We start from the raw sequence: 20,940 nt of genomic DNA, 5'->3' as shown, positions 1-20,940 counted from the left end.
GCCGCCCCCTCACCCGAAATCGCTGCGCGATTTCGACCTCTCCCTAAGGAGAGGTGAATAGGGCGATGGCCTTGTTTTCCCTCTCCTTTGGGGAGAGGGAGGGGGCCCGCCGCGTTGGCGGCGGGAGGGTGAGGGACGGCTCCGCCTATCCCGCCAGCGCCTGCGCCTCCTCCAGCTTGCCGTTGGCCTCCAGCCAGGCTTCCTCGGCGGCGTCGAGCTTGGCTTGCACATCGTGCAGCGCGATCTGCTGCTCGGTCGCCGCGGCCGGGTTGCTGTAGAGCGCAGTGTCGGCCAGCTTCGCCTCGATCTTCTGCTTGTCCCGCTCCAGCGCCTGGATCCGCTTCTCGATCTCGCGGATCTCCTGACGCAGCGGCGCCAGCTGGGCGCGGGCCTCGGCGGCGGCGCGGCGCTGCTCCTTGCGGTCGGCCTGGCTCTGCTTCTCGGCCTGCCGCCCGGCGCGCTCCTGCCGGCGCTGCTCGGCCAGGAGGCGGCGGTAGTCGTCGAGGTCGCCCTCGAAGGGGCTCACGGCCCCGTCCTTGACCAGCAGCAGCCGGTCGGCGGTCAGCTCGATCAGATGCGGGTCGTGGGTGATCAGCACCACCGCGCCGTCATACTCGTTCAGCGCCTGCACCAGGGCCTGGCGGCTATCGACGTCGAGATGGTTGGTCGGCTCGTCGAGCAGCAGCAGCTGCGGCGCCTCGCGGGCCATCAGGGCCAAGAGCAGCCGCGCCTTCTCGCCGCCCGACATGTCGCCGATCCGGGTCTCCGACCGGCGCTGGACGAAGCCGAAGCGGCCGAGATGGGCGCGGATCTTCTCGTCGGTCGAGTTCGGCATCACCCGCCGCGCCTGGGCGATGGCGTTCAGCGACAGGTCCAACTCCTCCGCCTGGTGCTGGGCGAAATAGCCGACCTTGAGCTTGTTCGACTTGCGCAGCTGCCCGGCCATCGGCTGCAGCCGGCCGGCGAACAGCTTGACCAGGGTCGACTTGCCGTTGCCGTTGGCGCCCAGGAGCGCGATGCGGTCGTCCATGTCGATCCGCAGGTCGAGATTCTTCAGCACCGGGCGCTCGTCATAGCCGACGGTCACCTTGTCCAGCACCAGGATCGGCGGCGCCAGTTCCTCCGGCTTCGGGAAGTCGAAGCTGATCGACTGGTCCTCGACCAGGGCCACGATCGGCTCCATCTTCTCCAGCGCCTTCACCCGGCTCTGCGCCTGGCGGGCCTTGGTGGCCTTGGCCTTGAACCGGTCGATGAAGCTCTGCATATGTGCGCGCTGGGCGATCTGGCGCTTCTGCAGCGCCGCCAGATGCTCCAGCCGCATGCGGCGCGTCTGCTCGAACTGGTCGTAGCCGCCGCTATAGGCGGTCAGCTTGCCGTTCTCGAGATGGATCGTCGTGTCGACCACGCGGTTCAGCAGGTCGCGGTCGTGGCTGACCATCAGGATGGTATGCGGATAGGCCTTCAGCCAGGTCTCGAGCCACAGCGTCGCCTCGAGGTCGAGGTGGTTGGTGGGCTCGTCGAGAAGAAGCAGGTCCGGCTGGAGAAAGAGCGTCGCGGCCAGGGCCACGCGCATGCGCATGCCGCCCGACAGGTCGCCGACCGGCCGCGCCTGGGCCTCGGTGTCGAAACCGAGGCCGGCCAGGATGGTGGCGGCCCGAGCCGGGGCGGTGTGGGCGTCGATATCGGCCAGGCGGGTGTGGATCTCGCCGATGCGGTCCGGGTCCTCGGCGGTCTCCGCCTCCTCCAGCAAAGCGGCACGCTCGACGTCGGCGGCCAGCACGGTGTCGAGCAGGCTGGCCGGCCCTTCCGGCGCATCCTGCGCCACGCTGGCCATCCGCCATCGCCCGGGATAGCTGATCTGGCCGCCGTCGAGCCCGATCTCCTTGCGGATCGCGCGCAGCAGCGTCGACTTGCCGGTGCCGTTGTGGCCGACGAGGCCGGCCTTGTGCCCGGCCGGCACCGACACCGAGGCGGAGTCGAGCAGCACGCGGCCGGCGATGCGGATGGTGATGTCCTGGATCTGAAGCATGGCGGCGCGGTCATAGCATGACAGCGCGGAAATCGCGCGCCTCGGTTGCCGGATCGGGGCGGCCCGTCTATAAGGCCGCGCAATTCCGATCGCCAACGCCTGCAAACCGAGGATCCAATGGCCGAGCGCACCCTGTCCATCATCAAGCCGGACGCCACCCGCCGCAACCTGACCGGCAAGATCAACGCCAAGTTCGAGGAGGCCGGCCTGCGCATCGTCGCGCAGAAGCGGATCCAGCTGAGCCGCGCCCAGGCCGAGGCCTTCTACGGCGTGCACAAGGAGCGGCCGTTCTTCAACGACCTCTGCAACTTCATGATCTCGGGCCCGGTCGTGGTCCAGGTGCTGGAGGGCGACAACGCCGTGGCCCGCAACCGCGAGGTGATGGGCGCCACCAACCCGGCGAACGCCGCCGAGGGTACCATCCGCAAGGAGTTCGCGGAATCGATCGAGGCGAACTCGGTGCACGGCTCCGATTCGCTGGAGAACGCGGCGATCGAGATCGCCTTCTTCTTCGCCGGCACCGAGATCGTCGGCTGATCGAGGCGCCGTTGCCGTCCCCGCCCCGGCGGGGATGGCCGGACGCCGCCTTCGGGCAACAAAAAAGGCCGGTCCCCGCGGGGCCGGCCTTTTTCGCGCCGATGGCGAAAATCAGAGCAGGAACAGCGCCATGCCGATCAGCAGGATGGCGACGGCGACGATGCCCCAGGTGCTGAAGCGCACGAAGCTGGCATACATCTGCTTGCGCGAAGCCAGCAGTTCTTCCGGAACCTGATTCGTGCCTTCGCTGGCCATCGCGCCCATCCTCGTCACGCTTTCGTATGTTTGCGATCGAGGCACCATTTACGGGTGCCCCCCGGCCTTGTCCAGTGAAATAGGGTTTAATTGTCGCAGCGTCTATTGGGCTTTGTGACAATTATCACAAGGGGTTGCGGATCGCGCCTGCGGCGGCGTCCGCACCGGTGATCCGGACCCGCCCGTCCTCGATCCGGACCCGCCCCTCGGCGACCCAGCGCAGGGCCAGCGGATAGCAGCGATGCTCCTCCACCAGAATGCGCGCGGCGAGGCTGGCGGCATCGTCGCCGTCGAGCACCGGCACCGCGGCCTGGACCAGGATCGGCCCGTCATCGACCACCGGCCGCACGATGTGCACGGTGCAGCCGGCGAGCCTGACGCCGGCGGCCAGCGCCCGCTCATGCGTGTGCAGGCCGGGGAAGGCCGGCAGCAGCGACGGGTGGATGTTGAGGATGCGGTCGTGCCAGCGGCCGACGAAATCGGCGCTCAGCACCCGCATGAAGCCGGCCAGGCAGATCAGCTCGACCCCGGCGGCGCGCAGCGCCTCGTCCATCGCCGCCTCGAAGGCGGCCCTGGACGGATGGGCCTTGCGGTCGATCGTGGCGGTGGCGAGGCCTCGGCCCTCCGCGACGGCCAGGCCGCCGGCGCCCGGGATGTCGGACAGCACCAGCGCGATCTCGGCCGGGAAGTCCGGCGCGGCGCAGGCCTCGGCCAGGGCCGCCATGTTGCTGCCCCGGCCGGAGATCAGGATTCCGACCTTAACCCGCATTTCCCAGACCCCTTGCGCCCTGCGTCGCCTTGCGGTGAGTCGAATGAGGGCGCGGGCCACGAAGAGCGTATCGGGCCATACGGTCGAGTGGCCCGCGCCCGCAGGCGGCCGCCGCAAGGCGACCCTCCGGGCCGGTTGAACATGCCGACATGGTGCGTCGAACGACTTGCGCGATGCGCTGCATCGCGCTGCGCCGCCCTCCTGCCCTGTCGGCATGTTGAACCGGCGCAGGGCACAACGGGTCTAGGAAATGCGGGTTTAGACGGCCCATGCCGCCTCCGTGCCCGCGATGGCCACGGAATGCCCGGCATCGGCGACGACCCGGCCGATCCGGTGCACCGTTTCGCCCTGGCCGGCCAGGATCGTCGAAACGGCGTCCGCCTGCCCGGGCGCGACGATCATCACCATGCCGATGCCGCAGTTGTAGGTGCGGGCCAGCTCGACCGCATTGAGGCCGCCCTGGGCCTTCAGCCAGCGGAACACCGGGGGCAGGGGCCAGGCGCCGGCGTCGAGGGCGACGCCCAGCCCGTCCGGCAGCACCCGCGGGATGTTCTCGGTCAGCCCGCCGCCGGTGATGTGCGCCAGGGCGTGGACGCCGCCCGCGCGGATGACCGCGAGGCTGCTCTTCACATAGATCCGGGTCGGGGTCAGGAAGGCCTCGCCGAGCGATCGGTCGCCGGCGAAGGGCGCCGGCTGGTCCCAGGACAGCCCGGCCTCGGCGACGGTGCGGCGGACCAGCGAATAGCCGTTGGAATGGACGCCGGTCGAGGCCAGGCCCAGCACCACGTCGCCGTCGCGCACGTCGCGGCCGGTCAGGGCCTGGTCGCGCTCGACCGCGCCGACGGCGAAGCCGGCCAGGTCGTAGTCGCCGGCGGCGTACATGCCCGGCATCTCCGCCGTCTCGCCGCCGATCAGGGCGCAGCCAGCCTGGCGGCAGCCCTCGGCGATGCCGCGCAGCACGCCGCCGCCGACCGAACGGTCGAGCCTGCCGGAGGCGAAGTAGTCGAGGAAGAACAGCGGCTCGGCGCCCTGCACCACAAGGTCGTTGACGCACATGGCGACGAGGTCGATGCCGACCGTGTCGTGCCGGCCGGTCTCGATCGCCACCTTCAGCTTGGTGCCGACGCCGTCGGTGGCGGCGACCAGGATCGGGTCGCGGAATCCGGCGGCCTTCGGGTCGAACAGCGCGCCGAAGCCGCCCAGCCCCTCCATCATGCCCTTGCGGCGCGTGCTCTCGGCCAGGGGCTTGATGTCGCCGACGAAGGCCTCGCCTTCGGCGATGTTCACACCGGCCCGGGCATAGGCGTCGGAGGGATGCTTGGAGTCGGCCGACGGGCACATGATGACCTCGCAGAGAGGGGTGCTATATAAAGGCGGATTATCCGTGCGGATGGGCGCGGACCATAGCGGAACCGGAAGGCTTTGCAATGATGCTTCGCATCGGATCGACCCTGGCTCTGGCGGCCGCGCTTCTCTGCGCCGGGCTGGTGCCGGTGCGTGCCCAGACCCCCGGCGGGGCGCCGATCGCGGGCAGCGCCTCCGGCTACTCGGTCGACAGCGTCGCGGTCGAGGCGACGGCGGCCAACGCGACCGAGGCCCGCACCAAGGCCTTCGCCCAGGGGCCGCGCAAGGCGCTGCAGCAGCTGCTGCAGCAGATCGGCGCCGATCCGAACCGCGTCTCCGGCATGTCTGACGCCGATGTCGAGCGGCTGGTGCAGAGCTTCCAGGTGAAGTCCGAGCAGGCCTCGCCCGGCCACTACGCGGCCAATCTCGCCTATACCTTCCGCAGCGCCGGCGTGCAGCAGCTGCTGGCCGGCGGCGGTGCCGCGCCGCCGGCCATCGCGACGGCGCCCGGCACGGCGCCGGGAACCTTGCCTCAGCCGGGCTTCGCGGCGCGGGGATCGGTCACCGTCACCGTGCCGATCGCGGCACCGGCCGACTGGTACGACGTGCAGGGCCGGCTGACCCGCCTCGGCGGCGTGGTCTCGTCCTCCCTGGTCAGCCTGACGGCGCGGCAGGCGGTGCTGGAGCTGCGCTTCCCGGGCGACCAGGCCCAGCTCAACCAGATCCTGTCGCAGCAGGGGCTGACGGTGCAGCAGGGCGCCCAGGCGCTGGAGCTGCACCGAACCGGCGGGATGTAGCCCCGGCGTGACGACACTCTTGGCATCGAGGTCAGGCCCTTTGCGCCGTATGCTCCGATACCTGCCGAACCTGCTCAGCCTGGCCCGGCTCGTCGTCGCCCCGGTCACCATCTGGCTGATCCTGGACGGCCGCCTGGTCACGGCCTTCTGGATGTTCTCGGCGGCGGCGCTGACCGATGCGATCGACGGCATCCTGGCCCGCTGGCTGCAGGCGCGCACGGCGCTGGGCAGCTATCTCGACCCGATCGCCGACAAGTCGCTGCTGGTCGGGACATATCTCGCCCTGACCTGGATGGCGGCGCTGCCGGTCTGGCTGGTGGCGCTGGTGGTGGCGCGCGACATCGGCCTGGTCCTGGGCGTGGTGGTGCTGCATTTCGCCGGCCGCGGCACCCGTTCGCTGACTCCATCGATGATCAGCAAGCTGAACACGGTGATGCAGATCGCGCTGGTGGTGCTGGTGATGGCGGCGCCCGGGCTGCATGTCGACGCCAGCGGCGCGATCGCGGTCCTGGTCTGGGTCGTGGCCGGCACCACCACCCTGTCGGCGCTCGGCTATCTGCGCGAGACCATCCGCCGCTTCTTCACCCCGGCCGGGGCGCACGCGTGAACGGATCCGCCCAAATCCGCTTCTGGCTGATCGGCTTCGTCGTCTTCTGCCTCCTGGTCTGGCTGCTGAGCGGCGTGCTGGCGCCCTTCGTCACCGGCATGATCATCGCCTATCTGCTGGACCCGGCCTGCGACCGGCTGCAGCGGCTGGGCCTGCCGCGCTGGCTGGCGACCACGGTGCTGCTACTGCTGTTCGTCATCCTTGCGATCCTGGCGGTGCTGATCGTGGTGCCGATCCTGGTGAACCAGGTCACCGGGCTGGTCTCGGCGGTGCCCGACTACGTGGCCCGGGCGGGCACGCGGCTGCAGCCGCTGATCGCCGAGCTGCGCCACCGCGTCTCGGAATCCGACTTCAACGAGATCCAGCGCGCGGTCAGCCAGTATGCCGGCAACGCCGTGTCCTGGATCGGCACCGTGCTCCGCAGCCTGTGGCAGGGTGGCATGGCGCTGATCGACCTGCTGTCGCTGGTCTTCATCACCCCGGTGGTCGCCTTCTACATGCTGCGCGACTGGGACCACATGGTCGGGGTGATCGACCAGAACCTGCCGGTGGCGCAGCGCGAGACCATCCGCGGCCTGGGGCGCGAGGTGAACCGGACCATGTCCCGCTTCATCCGCGGCCAGCTCACCGTCTGCCTGCTGCTCGGTCTGTTCTACGCCATCACCCTGTCCATGGTCGGGCTGAACTTCGGGCTTCTGGTCGGGCTGATCACCGGCGTGCTCTCGATCATCCCCTATGTCGGCTCGCTGGTCGGCCTCGTCAGCTCGGTCGGCATCGCGCTGGTGCAGTACGACGACTGGACCATGTGGGCGCTGGTGCTGGGGATCTTCGTGCTCGGCCAGTTCCTGGAGGGCAATTTCGTCACCCCGAAGCTGGTCGGCGATTCGGTCGGCCTGCACCCGGTCTGGGTGATCTTCGCGCTGCTCGCCGCCGGCAGCCTGTTCGGCTTCACCGGCGTGATGCTGGCGGTGCCGATGGCGGCGGTGATCGGCGTGCTGACCCGCTTCGCCCTGCACCGCTACCGCCAGAGCGCGCTGTACGGCCCGCCGCCGCCCGCCGACCCGCCGGACATGGACCTCCCCACCGTCTCATGAGCAAGAGCGCCAGCCCGGTGGCCCAGTTCGTCTTCGACCTGTCGCTGCCCCCCGCCCTGGGGCCGGAGGACTTCATCGTCGCCGACAGCAACCGCGAGGCCGCGGAGTGGATCGCGCGCTGGCCGGGCTGGCCCGGGCCGGTGCTGGCCCTGCACGGCGCGCCGGGGGCGGGGAAGAGCCATCTGCTCGGCATCTGGGCGCAGCGCGCCGGCGCCCGGATCCTCGCGGGCGGCGCGCTGGCCGCGGCCGATCCGGCCGAGCTCGCCGCCGAGGGGGCGGTGGCGCTGGACGATGCCGACCGCGTGGCCGGCGACGCGGCGGCGGAGCGGGCGCTGTTCCACCTGCGCAACCTGCTGAAGGAGGCCGGCGGCTTCCTGCTGCTGGCGGCCCGCGAGCCGCCGGCGCGCTGGCCGGTGGCGCTGCCCGACCTCGCCTCGCGGCTGAAGGCGGCGCCGGCCGTGGGGCTGGGCGAGCCGGACGACGTGCTGCTGGCCCAGGTGCTGGCCAAGCTGTTCGCCGATCGCCAGCTCGCGGTCGGGCCGGAGATCGTGCAGGCGATGCTGGCGCGGATGGAGCGCAGCTTCGCCGAGGCGCGGCGGCTGGTGGCCGAGATCGACGCCGCCAGCCTGGCGCAGGGCCGGTCGATCACCCTGCCGCTGGTGCGATCGATCCTGGCGGAGCAGCGCTAGGCGACGCTGTCGATGTATCGCAGGGCGATCGGCGACAGGCGGGCGCCGGGGAAGCGGTGCAGCCCGGCGCGGCCGATCAGCCAGACGTGGAAGAGGGGGCCGAGCAGCCCACGGATCGCGGGGTCGAGCACGTCGAGCCCGCCGGTGTAGGCGCCGAAGGCCGGCAGCACCAGCCGGTGCTCGTCGGCGACGAAGCAGCGCCCGGTCACCCGCCCGGCGCGGCCGCTGACCGCCGCCTTGGGATGGTAGTGGCCGGAGATCTCGCCGGACGCCGACGGCCGGGCGGCGTGGCGGCAGACGAGACCGTCGACCTGCAGTTCCTCCGTCCGGTCGCCGGGCAGGGACGCCGGCAGGTCCGGATCATGGTTGCCGAGCACCCAGATCCAGTCGCGGCCCCGTGCCAGCCGGATCAGGGTCGCGAGGTCGTCGGCGGCGAGGCGGTCCGCCCCCTCCGAATCGTGGAAGCTGTCGCCCAGCGCCACCACGGCCGCCGGATCGAGCCGGTCGATCGCGGCGCCGAGCCGGGCCAGGGTCGCGGTGCTGTCATAGGGCGGCAGCAGGCGGCGCGAGCGCTGCGCCAGCGCCGTCGCCTTCTCCAGATGCAGGTCGGCGACCAGCAGCCAGCGCCGCTCCGCCCACCACAGCACGCCCGACGGATCGGGCCGGAAGGCGTGGTCGCGGAGCGGGATGGTGCGGGTCGGCATCGCCCGGATGTAGACCCGGCACCGGAGCGGCGCAACGGTTTTGTTCGATTTATGTTCTTTGACCTCGGTCCGTCCGATTTTCGCGTAGGGACCCCTCTCTGCCGGCGTTCAAGGGCGCGTGATCCGGAGATGCCGGATGCGCAGAGCAGGAGATGGAGACCATGTCGATCGCCCGAAGCCTCGTGATCGTCCTTGCCGCGACCGTCCTGGGCGGCGACGCCGTACAGGCGCAGGAGCAGGGCCGGTTCGCGGACCGGATGTTCGACCGGATCGACGCCGATCACGACGGCGTCGTCACCCGGGCCGAGGTCCAGGCGGCGGGCGGCCGGATGTTCGACCGCCTCGACACTGACCACGACGGCGTCGTGACCGCCCCCGAAGCCGAGGCAGCCCGGAGCCAGGCGCAGGCGCGCGCCGCCGGGCGGCTCGCCCGCTTCGCCGAACGCCGCGCGCAGATGCCGACCCGGAGCGAGCGCCTGGCCGGCCTGGACCGGAACGGCGACGGCCTGGTCTCGCGCGACGAGTTCGTGGCCGGGACATCCTGGTTCGATCGCCTCGACACGACCGGCCGCGGCGTCACCAAGGCGCAGTTCGTGGCCTTTCTGAACCAGGCCCGCTGAGACGGGCGGAAGGAGGGATGATGATCAGGCTCAGCATGGCGGCCGTCGCGGCGGCGCTTCTTCTGACCGCGGGTCCGGCCGGCGCCGAGGACTGGTCCCGCAGCTGGACCGGCCCGCATGGCGGAACCCGGACGCTCAGCGGACAATGCGGCAACCATTCCTGCAGCCGCACCGTCGATGTCACCGGCCCCGGCGGCCGGTCCTGGTCCCGCTCCAGCGGCGTGGTGCAAGGCCCGTTCCGCAGCTACGGTTACCGCAGCGTCACCGGGCCGGCAGGCCGCAGCATTGCGGCAGGGCGGGTCTGGCGCCGGTTTTGACGCATCGCGGACGCACGGCATGGCGGAGGGGGCGGGCGAGGAGGCGCTGGCCGACGCAGATCTCCTGGCCCGCATTGCCGCCGGGGATCGGCGTGCCTTCGCCGTGCTCATGCGCCGCCACGGCGACAGGGTGCGAGGGCTGGCGCTGGGGTTCGGCGGCCGGGCGGATGAGGCCGACGACATCGCGCAGGACGTGTTCCTGATGCTGTGGCGGCGGCCCGATGCGTGGCGGCCGGGCCAGGCGGCGTTCACCACCTGGCTCTACCGCGTGGTCGCCAATCGCTGCCTCGACCGGGCGCGGCGGCGGCGCCTGCGGCGCTGGCTGCCCTTCGGGAACGGGCCGGAGCCGGCCGACGACGCGCCGACCGCGCTGACAACCCTGTCCGGCCGCGACCGCCTCGCGGCGGTCGCCCGGCTGATCCGGACCCTGCCCGAGCGGCAGCGGCTGGCGCTGCTGCTGGCCGTCCAGGGCGGGCGGAGCAATGCCGAGATCGCCGCCATCCTAGGCATCAGCCAGGGGGCGGCGGAGCAGCTTCTGGTCCGTGCCCGGCGCACGCTGCGGGCCGTGATCGACGAAAGGGAGACGAGGTCATGACCAGGGCCGAACTCGACGAGGCGCTGCTCCGTTTCGGGGCCGATCTCGACCGCTGGCCACGGAAGCTGGCCGACTCCGCCCGCCGGCTTGTGGCCGAGGATGCCGAAGCGGCGGAGATGCTGGCGCGGTTCGCCGCCCTCGAACGGACGCTGGGCGCCGCGGTCCGCCCGCCGCCCTTCGGCGCTGCGGAGATCGGCCGGATCCTGGCGGCCGTCGAGGCGGAGGAGGAGGCGGCTTGGCGGCCGACATGGCGCTTCTGGACTGCGAGCGCGGGCGCCTCGCTGCTGTCCCTCGCCGCCGGCGCAGTGGTGATGCTGGCAACACTGCCCGGCGGTGCCGATCTCGACGTCGCGCTGTCGGTACTGGCGCTGATGTCCGGCCAGGGTGATCTCGGAGGCTTGCTGTGACCACGGCATTGCGGCGGCGAACCACGCTGATCCTCGCCATCGTCCTGTCGGCCTCGCTATGCCTCAACCTGTTCCTGGGCGGCGCCTGGCTGGCCGGCCGCTGGTTCGAGCGGCGCGTGGAGACGGTGGCCGCCTCGGTGATGCGGGCCTATCCGCCGGAGCTGCGGCGGGACGTGCTGCGCCGGCTGCTGCAGGACCGGGCGGAGCTGCGGTCCGCGGTCGGCGGCCTGCGCGAGGCGCGGCAGCGCATGTTCGCGCTGATGCGGGCCGACCCGCTCGACCTCGGCGCACTGGAAGCTGCCATGGCCGAGGTCCGGTCCAGGACCGGGGACGTGCAGGCGCTGCTGCAGTCGGCCCTCGCCGCCAGCCTGGCGGAGATGCCCGCCGCGGACCGCGCGGGAATCCAGCCCCCCGCGGGCGGCTTGGGGCTGCTGGGCGACCGCGGGCCTTGACGGCCATGCGTCGGATCAGGCTTTCGGCTCCAGGATGTCCCCGATCTCCCGCGCCTTGCTGTGGCCGAGCCAGAACAGGCCGGAGGCGAGGCCGACGAACACGGCGAGGAAGACCCACAGCGCGGTCGCCAGATAGTCGTACATCGGGTCGGCGGCGGCCGGGCGGATCATCAGCAGCCCCAGCACCAGGATGAACAGCACGAAGGCGATCACGCTCGCGTTGACGACATAGATGTGCCAAGTCGCCAGCCGGCGGTATTCGATCCGGCATTCGGCGATGGCGCGCTTTTGCGCCTCGTCGCCGGCGAAGCGGTTCAGCTCGACCTTCTGGCGCAGCGCCACCAGATCGCGCAGCCATTGGCTGAGCTGGATGTAGAAGAAGCTGCCGACGAGGCCGGCCAGGGTCAGCAGCGGGCTGAGCAGCGACAGCGGGTTGGTCATGGCCGGTCCTCCCGGCGCAGGGCATCGAGCAGGGCCAGGATCGTCTCCGCCGTGATCGAGAACCAGGTCAGGGTGGGGGAGGAGGGTTTCTTCGCCGGCGGCGCCGGCCGGTCGCCGTCGGCCACCGCCGCCGCGACCGTGTCGTAGAGGGTGACGAGCTCGTCATAGCCGCCGCGCGACAGGCTCAGCTCGAAGCGCTGCACCTGGGCCCGGCCGGCCGCGGCGGCGGCGCGGGCGTCGGCCTCGGCCCGCTCCAGTCCCTGGCGCAGCTCGGCCCGGGCGGCCGTCCGCCATTGCGCCGTGCGGCGGGCGCGCAGCAGCCGCGCCAGATACTGCGCCCGCGGCAGGCCGAGCTGGTAGCGGGCATAGATCCGGTTCGCGTCCGGCTGCTCGTCGCTGTGCAGCGCGTCGTAGAACCGGGCGATCCAGGCCTCGGCCTGCTGCCCCTGGCTCTCGTAGCGGCGCTCGCCGAGCACCCATTCGCTGACCAGGTCGACGCACAGCGCCTCGTAGCCGCAGTCGATCCGCGCCCGGCTGGCCGGCGAGGCGTCGATCGCCAGCGCCGCCTTGGCCCGGGCCAGGCGATCCCGTCGTTCCGCATCCTCCGCCATGGTCTCCCCCGATTCCGCCGTGTGGATCGATCGTAGCGAATCCCTCAGGCGGGGGCAGGGCACATCTCGTGAGCTCAGGACCCGGCGGGCAGCCCGGCCTTGAGCAGGCCGTCTCGGCAGTGGGCGCGGTCCTCGTCGCCCTTGTAGTGCAGGGTCGCCAGGAACGCCTCCGCCGTGAAATCGGGGTTGGTCCGCAGCACCGCCTGGGCATGGGCGCCGGCGGCCGTGGCATCGCCCATCCAGGCCAGCGCGGCGGCGAGGAAGGCGTGGTGGGTGTGGTCAGGCCTGGTGATGTGGCTGTAGGCCTCCACCGCCTCGGCGTAGCGTTTGGCGGTATAATAGGCCCGGCCGAGATGGCTCCAGAACCGCTCCGGGTGATGCGGGTTGAGCCGCATCGCCTTGCGGATCCAGTCGATGCCTTCCTCCGGCCGGCCGAGCCAGGTCAGGATCTCGCCCTGCTGCACCACGATCAGGTCGTGATTCGGATTCAGGGCGATCGCCCGGTCCTGGTGGTACATGGATGGTTCGAATTCGTGCCGCGTCAGGGCGACCGCGGCGAGGATGCGGTGGACGTCGGCGTCGTTGTCGTCGAGGGCGACGGCGGTCTCGAGCTCGCCGACCACGGCGTCCCAGGTGGCGTCGCGATCGGCGCACCAGCCGTTGACCCAGCTCTGGCCCAGCACGCAGGCCCGCCAGGCGTGGGCGTGGGCATATTTCGGGTCGAGGGCGACGGCGCGGTCGAGCAGCGCCAGCGCCTGGGCGTTGTCGTCGCGTGTCGACCGGTGGTGCAGCACCTTGCCGGCCAGCAGGCATTCATAGGCTTCCAGATTGCCGGTGGTCTTCCGCTTCGCCCGGTCGCGCGCCGCGGCTTCGACCCGGCCGGGCAGGGTGGCGGCGATCGCCGAGGTCACCTCGTCCTGGATGGCGAAGATGTCGGCCAGATCGCGGTCGTAGCGCTCGGCCCAGATGTGCCGGTCGGTCTCGGCGTCGATCAGCTGCACCGTGACCCGCACCCGGCCGCCGGCCTTGCGGACGCTGCCCTCGACCACGTAGTGGACGCCGAACTCGCGGGCGACGTCCTGCACCTTCACCGCCTTGCCCTTGTGCACGAAGGCGGAGTTGCGGGAGATCACCAGCAGCTCGTGGAAGCGCGACAGCTCGGTGATGATGTCCTCGGTCAGCCCGTCGGCGAAGAACTCCTGCTCCGGATCGCCGCTCATGTTGTCGAAGGGCAGCACGACGATGGAAGGCTTGATCGCGGCCGGAGCCGCGGCGGCGACCTCGGGCGGGGCCTCGGCCACCACCGTGTCGAGCCGGACCCGGTAGACGCGGATCGGCCGTGAGATGTTCTTGACCGACTGCTCGCCGAGATCGTCGAAGCCGAAATCGAGGCGGTCGCCGACCTGGTCGCGCACCGCGCCCGAGACGCAGATCCCGCCCGGCTCCGCCAGCGCCTCCAGCCGCGCCGCGACGTTGACGCCGTCGCCGAACAGGTCGCCGTCCTCGACGATCACGTCGCCGAGATTGATGCCGATGCGGAACTGGATCCAGCGGGCCGGCGAGACGTCGCTGTTGCGCCGGGCCATGCGACGCTGGATCTCGGTGGCGCAGGTCAGGGCGTCGACGATGCTGGCGAATTCGACCAGCAGGCCGTCGCCCGTGGTCTTGACGATGCTGCCGCGGGTCTTGGCGATCGCCGGGTCGATCAGCTCCAGCCGGTGGGTCTTCAGCCGCGCGAGGGTGCCGGCCTCGTCGGCCTCCATCAGCCGGCTGTAGCCCACCATGTCCGCCGCCAGGATCGCCGCCAGCCTGCGCTGGACCTCCGGCCGTTCCATGGGCCTGTCCTCGCCCCGAAGGATGCAATTTTAGCAAATCCGGGCGGGGCTCACAAACGGTGTCGCCCGGTCACGCAGGGCGATCGCGTGAATGTAGCGCGATGTTGACGGCCTGGCATTGCCTCTCCCGCCGGACGCGGGAGAGGTCGGGCTCGCGCAGCGAGACCGGGTGAGGGCTGGCCCAGGCCTCGACGAAATCCCCTCACCCGGAGCCGCTTCGCGTCTCCGACCTCTCCCGCAAGCGGGAGAGGCAACGTGTGTGACCGCTGCTGCGAGTCACCCGTTCACGCGCGCTTTCGCCCGCGCTCGCCCCGCTTCGGCGTCGCCTCGGCGATCATCTCGGCGGCGGCTTCCTCCAGCATCAGGTCGATGGCGCCGTCGGCGATGCTGACGCGGCCGATCTCCAGCAGCACCGGCACGGCCAGGGGTGAGATGCGGTCAAGGGCGCGCAGCGTCAGCTTGCGCCGGGCGCGCTTCAGCAGCAGGGCGACACGGCCGAGGTCGACCAGACCGCGGGCCGCGTCGGCGCGGGTGGCGCGCAGCAGCACATGGTCCGGCTGGTGCCGGCGCAGCACGTCGTAGATCAGGTCGGCGCTGACCGTGACCTGGCGGCCGGTCTTGCGCTCGCCGGGCATGCGGCGCTCGATCAGCCCGGCGATCACGGCGACGTTGCGGAAGGTGCGGCGCAGCAGGCTGGATTCGCCCATCCAGGCCTCCAGGTCGTCGCCAAGCATGTCCTCGTCGAACAGCGGCGCCGGGTCGGTCACCGGCTCCAGGCTCCAGGTCGCCAGCACGTAGTCGGTGGCGACGAAGCCGATCGGGCCCAGCCCGGCGCGCTCCATCCGCTTGGTCACCAGCATGCCCAGCGTCTGGTGCGCCTGCCGGCCCTCGAAGCAGTAGGCGACCATATAGTGCCGGCCGCCGCGCGGGAAGGTCTCGATCATCAGCTCGCCGGGTCCCGGCAGGCCGGAGCGGTCGCGCTGCAGCTCCAGCCACTCCCGCGCGTCATCCGGCAGCCCGGCCCAATGGGCGGGGGTGGACAGCAGCCGCCGCACCCGGTCGGCCAGATGGGTGGTCAGCGGCATGCGGCCGCCGGCATAGGCCGGAACCTTGGGCTCGCCGTTGGCGGCGCGGCTGCAGATCACGCTCATCTCGCGGATGCCGATGAAGCGCAGCAGCTGCCCCGCGAACATGAAGGTGTCGCCCGGCACCAGCCCCTGGGCGAAATACTCCTCGACCTCGCCGAGCACCTTGCCGAAGCCGCCGGAGAGGCGGACCTTCAGCATCTCCTCCTCGACGATGGTGCCGACATTCATCCGGTACTGCCGGGCGACCACGGCGCTGGCCACCTTCCAGCGCCCCTCGGCGTCCTGCCTCAGCCGGTGGAAGCGGTCGTAGTTGCGCAGCGCGTAGCCGCCATGGGCGACGAACTCCAGCACGTCGTCGAAGTCGCGGCGGGTCAGGGCGGCATAGGGCGCGGCGCGGCGCACCTCGGCGAACATCGCACGGGCGTCGAACGGGGCGGAGCAGGCGCAGCCCAGCAGGTGCTGCGCCAGCGTGTCGAGCGTGCCGGGGGCGGGCGGATCGCCGTCCAGCGTCATCGCCTCGATGGCGTCGGAGGCGGCGCGGCACTCCAGCACCTCGAAACGGTTGGCCGGCACCAGCACCGCGACCGAGGGCGCGTCGAAGCGGTGGTTCGACCGGCCGATGCGCTGCAGCAGGCGGCTGGCGCCCTTCGGCGCGCCGATCTGGATCACCAGGTCGACCGCCGCCCAGTCGATGCCGAGGTCGAGCGAGGATGTGGCGACCACGGCGCGCAGCTCGCCCCGCGCCATCGCCGCCTCGACCTTGCGGCGCTGCTCCGCCGCCAGGCTGCCGTGATGCAGGGCGATCGGCAGCACCTCGTCGTTGATCCGCCACAGCGCCTGGAACACCAGCTCCGCCTGCGCCCGGGTGTTGACGAAGAGCAGCGTGGTGCCGGCCCTGCGGATGCGGTCGTAGAGATCCTGGGCGGCGTAGGTGCCCATGTGCCCGGCCCAGGGCAGGCGGCTCTCGGTCTCCATGATCTCGACGATCGGCTTGATCCCGGGCGGGCCGCGCACCGTGCGCACCAGCGCCGGGTCGGCATGGCCGGTCGGCGACAGCCAGGCGACCAGCGCGTCCGGATGCGCGACGGTGGCCGACAGCCCGACCCGGCGGGCCTCCGGCGCCAAGGTGGCCAGGCGCGCGAGGCCGAGCGCCAGCAGGTCGCCGCGCTTGGTGCCGGCCAAAGCGTGCAGCTCGTCGACGATGACGCACCGCAGGGACCCGAAGATGCGGTCGGCGTCGGTGTAGGACAGCAGCAGCGCCAGGCTCTCCGGCGTCGTCATCAGGATCTGCGGCGCATGGCGGCGCTGACGCTCGCGCTTTATCTGCGGCGTGTCGCCGGTGCGGGTCTCGGCCCGGATCGGCAGCCGCATCTCGGCGATCGGCTGCTCCAGGTTGCGGTGGATGTCGACCGCCAGGGCCTTGAGCGGCGAGATGTAGAGCGTGTGCAGCCCCTCGCGCGGCCGCTCCGCCAGCTCGGTCAGCGTCGGCAGGAAGCCGGCCAGGGTCTTGCCGCCGCCCGTCGGGGCGATCAGCAGGGCATGGGTGCCGTCGCGCGCCGCCTGCAGCATCTCCAGCTGGTGCGGATGCGGCGTCCAGCCCTTGTGCCGGAACCAGCCCTGGAAGGCCGGCGGCAGCAGTGGTTCGGCGGTCTCCGCCAATGCGGTCATGAACCTGCGCCTCGACATCCAACCGCCACGGCACTGCGCCGTTTCGGCCATGATCCGGGGCCAGCCTGCGCCGCCCCGCCACCCGGACAGATCAGCCCATGACCCGCCGGACACGCAAGCGTTTAGTGTTTGTTCTCGTCGTCCTGGCGGCGTTCGCTGCCTTCGTCTTCGCCAAGAACAGCTCCTGGCTTTACGGCGCGCCGGGCGGAACGCCGGTGCTGCTGGCCCATCGCGGCCTGGCCCAGGGCTTCGACCGGACGGGGCTGACCGGCGACACCTGCACCGCCGCCCGGATGCTGCCGCCGGAGCATCCCTATCTGGAGAACACCATCGCCTCGATGCGCGCCGCCTTCGACCTGGGCGCCGGGGCGGTCGAGCTCGACATCCAGCCGACCACCGACGGCCGCTTCGCCGTCTTCCACGACTGGACGCTGGATTGCCGCACCGACGGGCGCGGCGTCACGCGCGAGCACAGCCTGGCCGAGCTGCAGGCGCTGGACATCGGCCACGGCTACACCGCGGATGGCGGCAGGACCTACCCGTTCCGCGGCAAGGGCATCGGGCTGATGCCGTCGCTGGACCAGGTGCTGGCGACGTTCCCCGACCGCCGTTTCCTGCTGAACATCAAGAGCAACGACCCGGCGGAGGGGGAGATGCTGGCCGCATATCTCGCGGCCCTGCCGGCGGAGCGCCGCGACCGGCTGGCCGCCTATGGCGGCGCCCGGCCGATCGCGGTGCTGCGCGAGAGGCTGCCGGATGTCCGCGCGATGTCCCGCGCCTCGATCAAGGACTGCTTCATCACCTACATCGCAGTAGGCTGGACCGGCCATGTGCCGGAGTCCTGCCGGCGGTCGGTGCTGCTGGTGCCGTCGAACGTCGCGCCCTGGCTGTGGGGCTGGCCGCACCTGTTCGTCGCCCGGATGCAGGCGGCGGGCACGCCGGTCTTCCTGATCGGCCCGTGGCGCGGCGGCTTCTCCGAAGGCATCGACGATCCGGCGCAGATTGCCGACCTGGTCGCCGACGGCTATGCCGGCGGCATCGAGACCGACCGGATCGACCGGTTCGCCGCATCGCCGATCCCAGGCCCATAGTCCGCCGGCCCCCTCATCCGACCCCGATCGAGGCCCGGATGCGCGCGTCGTGAGATTTGACACCCATCGGTCTGGACACCACACTCCGCGTCATAAAACGGTAACGCGGGCCCGGCCTCCCGGCAGCCTGCGGCGGCTGGAGGAAACGGCGATGTCCTTGACCCCGCGGATCGGCTGGCGGACCGAACCTCCCCTCGTCGTGCGGCGGCCGCCCGCGGTCACCGATTTCCAGGCGACGCTGGCGCAGTATCGCCAGCAGCCGGTCCCGCCCGATCCGCCGTCGCCGACCCCGGCCGCCAAGGCCGATGCCGGCCGGAGCTTCTACGACGTGAAGCTGGGCGACACCCTGACCTGGGTCGCCCGCGACCACGGCCGGACGATCGCCGATATCCGCGCGGCCAATCCGACCCGGTTCCCGCCCGAGGGCGACCCCGACGTCATCCATCCCCATGACCGCATCACCATCCTGGACGACGAGCGCAGCCGCATCGTCCGGAACCAGGCCGATCTGCTGGCGAAGGGCCAGGACGTGCGTCCGGCGGTCGTCGAGGAGATGTATTACGCGACCCGCGAGGCGGCGGTGCCGGCGGATGCGCTGGAGACGCTGACGGCGGAGCTGAAGGCCCGGCGGCCCGGGGACGCGGCTTTCGCTGCCGCCGTCGACGATGCCGGCAAGACGGCCACCCAGGCGTGGGAGGCGCAGGGCCGCACCCATGCGGTCTTCGACCCGCTGTACCGGCTGGCCGGCACCGATCCGAAATCGATCCAGGATTTCCGCAAGGAGGTCCGCAACCAGCTCGCCGCGGTCGCCGTGACCACCCCGACCACGGCCGCGGTCGAGGGCCACCGGGACCTGCTGCTGGCCTATGGCCCGCAGGACCCGAAGCTGCAGGAGGCGATCAAGGCCGAGACCAAGGACTACCTGGTCGACGGGCCGCAGCGCGCCGCGGCCGAGATCAAGAAGGCCTATGACGAGCCCCGCCAGGGCGAGAACGGGCCGACCGGCGCCTACAAAGCAGCAGCCAAGCTGCGGGAGCTGACCGACCCGGAGAAGGTCGACCCGCTCACCGCCGCGCTGATCCTGGACAAGGCCAGCGATACCGTCGGCAGCATCACGACCGATTTCGTCAATCCGGAATCCCAGCTCTGGCACGACGAGCAGGGCACCGGCGTGGTCGGCGAGTACGGCGAGATCTACCGCAACCTCAGCGCCGCGGCGGACAGCGCCGACCGCAGCCCGGAGGGCGAGGGTTCGATCGACTTCATGGCCCGCACCCTGCAGGCCTGGGGGGCGCCGAACGTCAATGCGAAGACATCGGCGGCCGACGGCTCCGGCTCCGTCCTCTCCCTGGCGATCGCCCGCGAGCTTCGCCTCCAGGGCGACGACAAGAACGCGGACCGGATCGAGCAGGGGGTGATCGACGGCGTCGGCGAGCTCAAGGGCCGGATCCGGGATTCGGTCACCGAGCTGGGCCAGACCGCGATCCCCCTGACCAATCCGCCGGCCAACTGGGACGCCTTCCTGCCCGCCGACGACGCGCCGCCCGGACAGCCCTTCAAGACCGGGGCGCAGACCCGGCAGCAGCGGATCGGCGACCAGGAGGGCGTGGTCAAGGACGTCGATGCCGACCTGCGGCGGATCAACCGCGACGGCTATCAGCTGACCCGCGCCATGGCCGCGCTGTCGGAATACGCGCCGCAGCTGGCCGGCTCGCCGAAGCAGGACGAGCTGCTCAAGCAGGCGGCGGCCCCGGACCCGAACGGCGACCCTAAGCTGTCGCTGGCGCTCGCCGTCAGCTCGGCCGGGATGACCGAGGCGGCGCGCATCTTCAACCTGGAGGGGATGGAGAAGGGCACGCTGGCCGATCCCAGCAAGATCATCGTCGACATCAGCTGGCCGGCGCGCATGGCGCGGAACCACGTCCAGGCCGACGTCAAATGGGCGACCGGGACGAAGCCGTTCGGCCTCGGCCTCAGCCTGTACGGCACCGGCACCTATCTCTGGGGCGTGCACAACCAGGCCGACCGGTACGGCCGCAACATCGGCGATCCCGGCTATTTCGAGGAGCAGGGCTGGCGCAATCTCGGCTTCCTCGGCCTCTATGCCGCCGGCACGGCGATCGAGGGCACCCAGGTGATCAGCCAGATCATGAGCGCAAGGCTGGGGCTGGACGGCAGCGAGGCCGGGGTCAAGGGCTTCCTCGGCCGCGTCGCGGCGGACAAGGGGGTGTGGAGCAAGGTCTTCTCCAACCACCTGAAGGTGTTCGGCTGGTGGAATGCGCTCGGCACCGTCAACTATGTCGCCCAGGGCGACTGGCCGAAGGCGCTGGCGCTGGGCACCGCGGCCACCGGCACCTTCATCTCGAGCTATCCGGGCCTGGCCAACCTGCTGCGGATCGGGAAGGTCGGCGGGCCGGTCGGGACGCTGATGACCCTGGTGGGCTCGAGCGCGCTGGCGCTGATCGATTCGCACGAGAAGGCGAAGGCGGCCGCCGCCACGGTGCCCGACAACCGGGCCTATCTGATCGCGGCCGGGGTGGAGCCGGGCATCGCGGAGGCGCTGACGCAGAACGACAGCGAGGGCCTGATGCCGGCCGGCCGGCTGCTGGCCCTGGCCGAGTACCGGAACGTCGATCCGCGGACGGTCCTCGAATATCTGAACCGGCAGAAGCCGAGGGAGGTGTTCGAGATGATCTATGCTGCCAAATACGTCAAACCGGACGAGAACGGCCGCTATCCGATCGGCCAGCCGGCGAACCAGTGGCGGGACAAGTTCGCCGGAGGCTGGGACGACAAGGCCATGATCCGGCCGCTCAACATCGCCGAGCTCAACGAATTCGTCGACCACTTCATGCCGGACTTCCCGAAAGGCTGAGCCTGGTCTTCTCATCGTCTCGTGAAGGTTTCATCGATTGCGTCGATACAATTCACGGCCTGCTTCTGCGGCAGGCCGCTTTTGTATTACTTGTGGCGCGAACGGAAACGAAGGA

At 71.1% G+C, this 20,940-nt stretch carries 21 protein-coding genes; 12 read left to right on the top strand and 9 right to left on the bottom strand.

Annotated elements, in window-relative coordinates:
- Window positions 1-145 precede the first annotated feature (145 nt).
- Entirely contained in the window at window positions 146-2,029 is a 1,884-nt protein-coding gene (locus LG391_RS02710) for an ABC-F family ATP-binding cassette domain-containing protein (RefSeq protein ID WP_225765997.1), read from the bottom strand.
- A gap of 117 nt (window positions 2,030-2,146) precedes the next feature.
- Here LG391_RS02710 and ndk point away from each other — a divergent pair, with 117 nt between their 5' ends.
- Complete coding sequence (gene ndk / locus LG391_RS02705; RefSeq protein ID WP_225765994.1) at window positions 2,147-2,566, top strand: nucleoside-diphosphate kinase; 420 nt, start codon at window positions 2,147-2,149, stop codon at window positions 2,564-2,566.
- Between the two features lie 111 nt (window positions 2,567-2,677).
- Here the strand turns inward: ndk and LG391_RS02700 are convergent, their stop codons facing one another.
- From LG391_RS02700 to purM, 3 genes are all read right to left on the bottom strand, one after another.
- Window positions 2,678-2,821: an aa3-type cytochrome c oxidase subunit IV gene (locus tag LG391_RS02700; protein WP_202964615.1), complete on the bottom strand. Its 144-nt coding sequence runs from the start codon at window positions 2,819-2,821 to the stop codon at window positions 2,678-2,680.
- 124 nt (window positions 2,822-2,945) lie between these two features.
- Window positions 2,946-3,590, bottom strand: a complete 645-nt coding sequence (gene purN, locus LG391_RS02695; RefSeq protein WP_225765991.1) for a phosphoribosylglycinamide formyltransferase — start codon at window positions 3,588-3,590, stop codon at window positions 2,946-2,948.
- A 258-nt stretch (window positions 3,591-3,848) separates the two neighbouring features.
- On the bottom strand, window positions 3,849-4,931 hold the full coding sequence (gene purM / locus LG391_RS02690; RefSeq protein ID WP_225765989.1) for a phosphoribosylformylglycinamidine cyclo-ligase: 1,083 nt from the start codon (window positions 4,929-4,931) through the stop codon (window positions 3,849-3,851).
- A gap of 86 nt (window positions 4,932-5,017) precedes the next feature.
- Between purM and LG391_RS02685 the strand changes: the two genes are divergently transcribed.
- From LG391_RS02685 to LG391_RS02670, 4 genes are read left to right on the top strand one after another with little or no spacing between them, the layout of a single operon-like run.
- Window positions 5,018-5,731 carry a hypothetical protein gene (locus LG391_RS02685; RefSeq protein WP_225765987.1) on the top strand — a complete coding sequence of 238 codons (714 nt, stop codon included), beginning with the start codon at window positions 5,018-5,020 and terminating at the stop codon, window positions 5,729-5,731.
- Between the two features lie 49 nt (window positions 5,732-5,780).
- Entirely contained in the window at window positions 5,781-6,338 is a 558-nt protein-coding gene (locus LG391_RS02680; protein WP_225765985.1) for a CDP-alcohol phosphatidyltransferase family protein, read from the top strand.
- Window positions 6,335-7,432, top strand: coding sequence for an AI-2E family transporter (locus tag LG391_RS02675; protein WP_225765983.1), 1,098 nt, complete (start codon window positions 6,335-6,337; stop codon window positions 7,430-7,432). The genes LG391_RS02680 and LG391_RS02675 overlap by 4 nt, the downstream gene beginning before the upstream one ends.
- Window positions 7,429-8,121, top strand: coding sequence for a DNA replication protein (locus LG391_RS02670; RefSeq protein WP_225765981.1), 693 nt, complete (start codon window positions 7,429-7,431; stop codon window positions 8,119-8,121). The genes LG391_RS02675 and LG391_RS02670 overlap by 4 nt, the downstream gene beginning before the upstream one ends.
- Here LG391_RS02670 and pdeM read toward each other — a convergent pair.
- On the bottom strand, window positions 8,118-8,825 hold the full coding sequence (gene pdeM, locus LG391_RS02665) for a ligase-associated DNA damage response endonuclease PdeM (RefSeq protein WP_225765979.1): 708 nt from the start codon (window positions 8,823-8,825) through the stop codon (window positions 8,118-8,120). The two genes, LG391_RS02670 and pdeM, sit on opposite strands and share 4 nt — an antisense overlap.
- A 161-nt stretch (window positions 8,826-8,986) precedes the next feature.
- Between pdeM and LG391_RS02660 the strand changes: the two genes are divergently transcribed.
- From LG391_RS02660 to LG391_RS02640, 5 genes are read left to right on the top strand one after another with little or no spacing between them, the layout of a single operon-like run.
- Window positions 8,987-9,445: an EF-hand domain-containing protein gene (locus tag LG391_RS02660; protein WP_225765977.1), complete on the top strand. Its 459-nt coding sequence runs from the start codon at window positions 8,987-8,989 to the stop codon at window positions 9,443-9,445.
- 17 nt (window positions 9,446-9,462) lie between these two features.
- Complete coding sequence (locus LG391_RS02655; RefSeq protein ID WP_225765975.1) at window positions 9,463-9,762, top strand: hypothetical protein; 300 nt, start codon at window positions 9,463-9,465, stop codon at window positions 9,760-9,762.
- Between the two features lie 19 nt (window positions 9,763-9,781).
- Window positions 9,782-10,357, top strand: a complete 576-nt coding sequence (locus LG391_RS02650) for a sigma-70 family RNA polymerase sigma factor (protein ID WP_225765973.1) — start codon at window positions 9,782-9,784, stop codon at window positions 10,355-10,357.
- A complete protein-coding gene (locus LG391_RS02645) occupies window positions 10,354-10,764 on the top strand; it encodes a hypothetical protein (protein ID WP_225765971.1) in 411 nt (136 codons plus the stop codon). Before LG391_RS02650 ends, LG391_RS02645 begins: the two co-directional genes overlap by 4 nt.
- Entirely contained in the window at window positions 10,761-11,216 is a 456-nt protein-coding gene (locus tag LG391_RS02640) for a periplasmic heavy metal sensor (RefSeq protein WP_225765969.1), read from the top strand. Before LG391_RS02645 ends, LG391_RS02640 begins: the two co-directional genes overlap by 4 nt.
- Window positions 11,217-11,231: 15 nt before the next feature.
- Here the strand turns inward: LG391_RS02640 and LG391_RS02635 are convergent, their stop codons facing one another.
- From LG391_RS02635 to LG391_RS02620, 4 genes are all read right to left on the bottom strand, one after another.
- Complete coding sequence (locus tag LG391_RS02635; protein WP_225765967.1) at window positions 11,232-11,657, bottom strand: hypothetical protein; 426 nt, start codon at window positions 11,655-11,657, stop codon at window positions 11,232-11,234.
- Window positions 11,654-12,268: a hypothetical protein gene (locus LG391_RS02630; RefSeq protein ID WP_225765965.1), complete on the bottom strand. Its 615-nt coding sequence runs from the start codon at window positions 12,266-12,268 to the stop codon at window positions 11,654-11,656. Before LG391_RS02630 ends, LG391_RS02635 begins: the two co-directional genes overlap by 4 nt.
- A 74-nt stretch (window positions 12,269-12,342) precedes the next feature.
- A complete protein-coding gene (locus LG391_RS02625; protein ID WP_225765963.1) occupies window positions 12,343-14,103 on the bottom strand; it encodes an adenylate/guanylate cyclase domain-containing protein in 1,761 nt (586 codons plus the stop codon).
- A 284-nt stretch (window positions 14,104-14,387) separates the two neighbouring features.
- Window positions 14,388-16,859, bottom strand: coding sequence for a ligase-associated DNA damage response DEXH box helicase (locus LG391_RS02620; protein ID WP_225765961.1), 2,472 nt, complete (start codon window positions 16,857-16,859; stop codon window positions 14,388-14,390).
- Between the two features lie 98 nt (window positions 16,860-16,957).
- Between LG391_RS02620 and LG391_RS02615 the strand changes: the two genes are divergently transcribed.
- Window positions 16,958-17,950 (top strand): glycerophosphodiester phosphodiesterase family protein, encoded by a 993-nt coding sequence (locus LG391_RS02615; RefSeq protein ID WP_225765951.1) that lies wholly within the window; start codon window positions 16,958-16,960, stop codon window positions 17,948-17,950.
- A 151-nt stretch (window positions 17,951-18,101) separates the two neighbouring features.
- Window positions 18,102-20,825 (top strand): LysM domain-containing protein, encoded by a 2,724-nt coding sequence (locus LG391_RS02610; protein WP_225765950.1) that lies wholly within the window; start codon window positions 18,102-18,104, stop codon window positions 20,823-20,825.
- The last annotated feature ends 115 nt before the right edge of the window (window positions 20,826-20,940 follow it).

It is taken from the genome of Inquilinus sp. Marseille-Q2685, assembly GCF_916619195.1.
GTDB lineage: Bacteria > Pseudomonadota > Alphaproteobacteria > DSM-16000 > Inquilinaceae > Inquilinus.
This window is presented reverse-complemented; position numbering and strand designations above follow the sequence as displayed.

What these genes read in the sequence shown, in the direction of transcription:
- LG391_RS02710 (WP_225765997.1), bottom strand. Translation starts at nt 2,029, where the DNA reads ATGCTTCAGATCCAGGACATCACCATCCGCATCGCCGGCCGCGTGCTG.
- ndk (WP_225765994.1), top strand. Translation starts at nt 2,147, where the DNA reads ATGGCCGAGCGCACCCTGTCCATCATCAAGCCGGACGCCACCCGCCGC.
- LG391_RS02700 (WP_202964615.1), bottom strand. Translation starts at nt 2,821, where the DNA reads ATGGCCAGCGAAGGCACGAATCAGGTTCCGGAAGAACTGCTGGCTTCG.
- purN (WP_225765991.1), bottom strand. Translation starts at nt 3,590, where the DNA reads ATGCGGGTTAAGGTCGGAATCCTGATCTCCGGCCGGGGCAGCAACATG.
- purM (WP_225765989.1), bottom strand. Translation starts at nt 4,931, where the DNA reads ATGTGCCCGTCGGCCGACTCCAAGCATCCCTCCGACGCCTATGCCCGG.
- LG391_RS02685 (WP_225765987.1), top strand. Translation starts at nt 5,018, where the DNA reads ATGATGCTTCGCATCGGATCGACCCTGGCTCTGGCGGCCGCGCTTCTC.
- LG391_RS02680 (WP_225765985.1), top strand. Translation starts at nt 5,781, where the DNA reads ATGCTCCGATACCTGCCGAACCTGCTCAGCCTGGCCCGGCTCGTCGTC.
- LG391_RS02670 (WP_225765981.1), top strand. Translation starts at nt 7,429, where the DNA reads ATGAGCAAGAGCGCCAGCCCGGTGGCCCAGTTCGTCTTCGACCTGTCG.
- pdeM (WP_225765979.1), bottom strand. Translation starts at nt 8,825, where the DNA reads ATGCCGACCCGCACCATCCCGCTCCGCGACCACGCCTTCCGGCCCGAT.
- LG391_RS02660 (WP_225765977.1), top strand. Translation starts at nt 8,987, where the DNA reads ATGTCGATCGCCCGAAGCCTCGTGATCGTCCTTGCCGCGACCGTCCTG.
- LG391_RS02655 (WP_225765975.1), top strand. Translation starts at nt 9,463, where the DNA reads ATGATGATCAGGCTCAGCATGGCGGCCGTCGCGGCGGCGCTTCTTCTG.
- LG391_RS02650 (WP_225765973.1), top strand. Translation starts at nt 9,782, where the DNA reads ATGGCGGAGGGGGCGGGCGAGGAGGCGCTGGCCGACGCAGATCTCCTG.
- LG391_RS02645 (WP_225765971.1), top strand. Translation starts at nt 10,354, where the DNA reads ATGACCAGGGCCGAACTCGACGAGGCGCTGCTCCGTTTCGGGGCCGAT.
- LG391_RS02635 (WP_225765967.1), bottom strand. Translation starts at nt 11,657, where the DNA reads ATGACCAACCCGCTGTCGCTGCTCAGCCCGCTGCTGACCCTGGCCGGC.
- LG391_RS02630 (WP_225765965.1), bottom strand. Translation starts at nt 12,268, where the DNA reads ATGGCGGAGGATGCGGAACGACGGGATCGCCTGGCCCGGGCCAAGGCG.
- LG391_RS02625 (WP_225765963.1), bottom strand. Translation starts at nt 14,103, where the DNA reads ATGGAACGGCCGGAGGTCCAGCGCAGGCTGGCGGCGATCCTGGCGGCG.
- LG391_RS02620 (WP_225765961.1), bottom strand. Translation starts at nt 16,859, where the DNA reads ATGACCGCATTGGCGGAGACCGCCGAACCACTGCTGCCGCCGGCCTTC.
- LG391_RS02615 (WP_225765951.1), top strand. Translation starts at nt 16,958, where the DNA reads ATGACCCGCCGGACACGCAAGCGTTTAGTGTTTGTTCTCGTCGTCCTG.
- LG391_RS02610 (WP_225765950.1), top strand. Translation starts at nt 18,102, where the DNA reads ATGTCCTTGACCCCGCGGATCGGCTGGCGGACCGAACCTCCCCTCGTC.